At 41.4% G+C, this 4,146-nt stretch carries 4 protein-coding genes; 2 read left to right on the forward strand and 2 right to left on the reverse strand.

The annotated features are described in order from the left end of the window. Positions 1–129: 129 nt before the first annotated feature. Positions 130–1,296 carry a hypothetical protein gene (locus B2X33_RS05485; RefSeq protein ID WP_296668202.1) on the reverse strand — a complete coding sequence of 389 codons (1,167 nt, stop codon included), beginning with the start codon at positions 1,294–1,296 and terminating at the stop codon, positions 130–132. Between the two features lie 259 nt (positions 1,297–1,555). Between B2X33_RS05485 and B2X33_RS05490 the strand changes: the two genes are divergently transcribed. After that, the gene (locus tag B2X33_RS05490) at positions 1,556–2,899 is read left to right on the forward strand and encodes an MATE family efflux transporter (RefSeq protein WP_296668204.1); all 1,344 of its coding nucleotides are present in this window, start codon (positions 1,556–1,558) and stop codon (positions 2,897–2,899) included. Between the two features lie 45 nt (positions 2,900–2,944). Then, a complete protein-coding gene (locus B2X33_RS05495; protein ID WP_296668206.1) occupies positions 2,945–3,499 on the forward strand; it encodes a cysteine hydrolase family protein in 555 nt (184 codons plus the stop codon). A 127-nt stretch (positions 3,500–3,626) separates the two neighbouring features. Here the strand turns inward: B2X33_RS05495 and ribH are convergent, their stop codons facing one another. After that, entirely contained in the window at positions 3,627–4,091 is a 465-nt protein-coding gene (ribH, locus tag B2X33_RS05500) for a 6,7-dimethyl-8-ribityllumazine synthase (RefSeq protein WP_296668208.1), read from the reverse strand. Between the last annotated feature and the right edge of the window lie 55 nt (positions 4,092–4,146).

A 4,146-nucleotide genomic window follows, 5' to 3' on the forward strand; every position in this document is an offset into this window, starting at 1 on the left:
AAATCAAGCCGAAAAATATGCTAGACACTATGCCGTAAAACTGTAAAGCGCAACGCCTGTATTATAGAAAAGACACTGAATAAAAAACTGTCAATAGGCGCGGCCAAGCTTCAGCAAGACAGCAATATCCTATTTCTTTCTTCTGAGCGCCCTGATTTTTCCAAGGGGATAGAGCCTTGCATTGCAAACAGCGCTTTGCGTGTTTTTCTCAAGCGCGCACTCAAAAAATCCGAGAGCGCACAGAATCAGAAGAAGATTGTTGAACGCCGGAACAGAAACAAAATTATGCAGAAAATCTCCGCCTGAAAGCTCAAGTCGTTTTCCAAAACAGGCGGAAGTTTTTGACTTGCAAGAATTTGCAGTATTTTCTGATTCAATCTGGACAAAATAGCCAGCTCCTTCTGCTGGAATATAGAACTTTGGAATTTTACTGGCTATCTCGTCATAAAAAGAATTCTCGATTTTCTCAAAGCTCACAGGATTTTCAAAAAGCGGACTTTCAAGAAAGCCGCATACAGATTCAATTTGACTGATTTTCTCCTGCGTTGTCTTAGGCGAAAGCCAGTAGCGCGCGCTTAGGTTTAGATGCGGAACAAGAAAAGCCGCGTCAAAGCTGTTAGGAGCGTTTGCAATAACTTCAACAGCATCGCGGATTGTCGCAGCAGATTTCAGTTTTTCTTCTATTGTGTTATCCATTTTTTGAAGGGCGGGAGTGGATTTTATAATCTCACCAGCAGAAACTGGAGAAAAATTGTCTTCAGCGCAGACAGAAAGCTCGGCAAGATTTTTGTATTTGTCAAGAACGGAAAGGTGGGCGGCAATGTAGCGGCGAAAAACAGCCGGGCAAAAGACAAAGCCGTTTTTATAAATTGCGATATTCTCAAGAACATACTTCTGCTTCTTTTGAATGTCGTTCAGAATTTCAGACTTTTTGAGGCTCTTGTAGCTCGAATCGCTGATGTCTTCGTCAAGAATCCCGGATATTCTATAGGCGCGGCTGACAGAAATGACAGGATATTTCACAAGCAGAACCAGCAGATTTTTGCTGCTTTGCGGAAGTCTCTCAAACCACATAAGAAACGCCTCCTGCATTGACAAAAGCCTGCTTGCGTATTTGTAGACTTCATCTTTTGGAAGCACAAGGTGGTCATTTTCCCTCGAAGTGTTAAAGACAAAACGCCTGAGACGGCGCTCGTTGAACCAAAGCGTGCGGCTTTTATAAAGGTCAAGAATTTCATTTGAGCAAATCGAGCTGTGCAGTAGAGATGAAAGACTGCTGTTTGAATATACCGGCATAGGAATATTATAGCATAGAAAACAGTAGTGCACAGTTAGATTATCGGGTCAAGCCCGATAATGACAGAAAGTCAAACTCAATAATGACAGAAAAATCAAACACGAAAATGACAGTCCGCTTTATGTTGTTCTCTTGCTTGTCAAGTAGACAGAATAGGCATTACAAAAAGATATAAGATTTTTATCGAATTTTTTAGATTTACAAAGTTTGCTTTTATGATATATTATTGCGAACTGATTATTTTAATTGAGCAAAAAAATGAAAAGCATTGAAATGGATATGACCCAAGGTTCGCTTTTTAAAAAGATTTTTATCTTTAGCGTGCCTCTTGTAATTACAAATGTTCTCCAGATTTTATTTAATATGACGGATACGGCGGTTGTAGGACGTTTTGCCGGTTATCTGCCTCTGGGCTCTGTTGGTTCTACCGGACAAATGGTCTTTTTTTGTTCAGGAATTTTAACCGGACTTGGCGGCGGCGTAAACGTTCTGGCGGCAATCTGCGTCGGTCAAAAAAATTATAAAGATTTTGAAGTTACAGTAAGAGCGTCGGCCGTCGCATGTTTTTGCATTGGAATTTTGCTTTTGGTTGCCGGTGTATTTTCTGCCACAGGAATTCTCAATCTCTTAAACACCAAACCTGAACTCTTGCACGATGCGGCCGTTTATTTTAAGATTTATATGCTCTGTATGCCGGCAATGGCAATGTACAATTTTGGAAATGCCATTTTAAGCGCCCAGGGCGACACCCGCTCTCCCCTTCTCTATCTGATTGCCGCAGGAATTGTCAATGTTTTTCTCGATCTGCTGCTCGTAATTGTTTTTAAGCTTTCAGTCGTTGGAGTCGGCGTTGCAACCGTAATTGCGCAATACATTTCGTGTATTCTTACTTTACGGAAAATCTACAAAGTCCTGTCAAAAAATAATTTTGATTTTAAGTACAGACAGATTTCTAGTTACAAAATTTTACAGATAATCAAAATCGGTGTGCCAGCCGGCCTTCAAAACGCGATATTTGCAATTGCAAATCTTTTTATTGTTGCGGCTGTAAACTCTTTTGACGCCGCCATGGTTGCGGGAAACGCCGCTACAATGAATGGCGACAACCTCGTTTTTAACATTATGTCTGCATTTTATACTGCCGGCGCAACTTTTATCGGACAAAACCTCGGAGCGCACAAAAAAAAGCGAATCCTTAGTTCATATTTTATAAGCATGGGCTACGCAGCCATTGCAGGCTTTGTGCTTGGAGGTATTCTCTTTGTCTTTGGACAGGAATTTTTGTCGCTCTTTACAAAAGACCAGGCCGTTGTCGGCTACGCAATGCAAAAATTCAAAATTATGACTTTTAGCTTTGGAATTTCTGCCTTTATGGACGGAACAATTGCCGCAAGCCGTGGGCTTCGCAAAACTTTAGTGCCCTCAATAATGGTTTTTATCGGTTCTTGCGTTTTGCGCGTAATCTGGGTTTTCACGATTTTTGCACATTATAGAACAGTCGAAAGCCTCTTTTTGCTTTATCCGTTCAGCTGGGCGGCTACTGCGGTTTTTGAAATCGTTTACTTTGCAATCATTTACAAAAAAGAAACAGCCGACATGTAGACAGACAAAAAATTTGTTTTTGCAATGCTTTGACAGGAGTTTGAATTGAAAAAAGACGATTTGCTTTTGATAGTCGATATGCAGAATGTTTATGCCCGCGGCGGAAAATGGGAATGTCTTGACACAGAAGGAGCGGCTCAAAACCTTCAAAAAATAATTGACCGCGGACTAAAAAACGTAATTTTTACACGGTTTATAGCAAACGAAACTTCTCCAAAAGGCGTCTGGGCAGAATACAATAAAAAGTACAGCGATGTAAATTCCGACTTTTTTGCAAACCAAATGTTAAAAGAATTTGAGCCTTCCTTAAAAAAATTTCCTCTTTATACAAAAAGTGTCTATTCTTCGCTTGCAATCCCGGAAGTTTTAGAAGCCTGCAAAAAAGCAGGGCGCGTCATTATCGGCGGAGTTGTTGCCGAATGTTGCGTTTTATCCACTGTTTTTGCTTTAATTGACGAAGGAATTTACACAGTTTATTTGACAGACGGAGCAAGCGGACTAGACAAGCCAAAAGAAGACGCCGTCAAGCTGACATTATCCGGACTTTCTCCCTTGCACCTAAAAATGATGTCAACTCAGGAATATCTCAAGGAAAAGTAACAAAACAAAAAAATGGGCAGCCCGGCAACAAGTTGCCGTCGGGCTTTGCGCAGTTCCGGCTTTCGCCTTCATTGCCGGCGACTTTGCCGCCGGCAACGCTGCGCGCTGCTCCAATCCCTGCCGCAAACTAAATTTTCTTAAAAAGATTTATCATTTCAAGAGCGCCCAGTGCGCAGTCATAGCCTTTATTTCCGGCTTTTGTGCCTGCACGTTCAATCGCCTGCTGAATCGTATCTGTTGTTAAAATTCCAAACATTACCGGCAAGCCTGTATTGAGAGAAACCTGGGCAATGCCTTTTGAAACTTCTGCGCAAACATAGTCGTAATGGCTCGTTGCTCCGCGGATTACCGCGCCAAGGCAGATTATTGCGTCATATTTTTTGCTTTCTGCAAGGTGTTTTGCCGCTACAGGAATTTCAAAACTTCCTGGAACCCAGCACAAGTCAATGTTTTCTTCTTTTACATCGTGGCGTAAAAGTCCGTCGCGCGCGCCTTCAATCAATTTGCTTACAATAAATTCATTAAAGCGGGCTGCAACAATCGCAATTTTTGGATTTCCTTCAGAAACCAGTTTTCCTTCTAAAATATTCATTTTGTTCTCCATAAAAAAATATGTTATTTAAACGGGCAATTCCCGCGTTAGGGGG

Origin of the sequence: Treponema sp. UBA785 (assembly GCF_002297065.1) — a bacterium.
Taxonomy (GTDB): domain Bacteria; phylum Spirochaetota; class Spirochaetia; order Treponematales; family Treponemataceae; genus Treponema_D.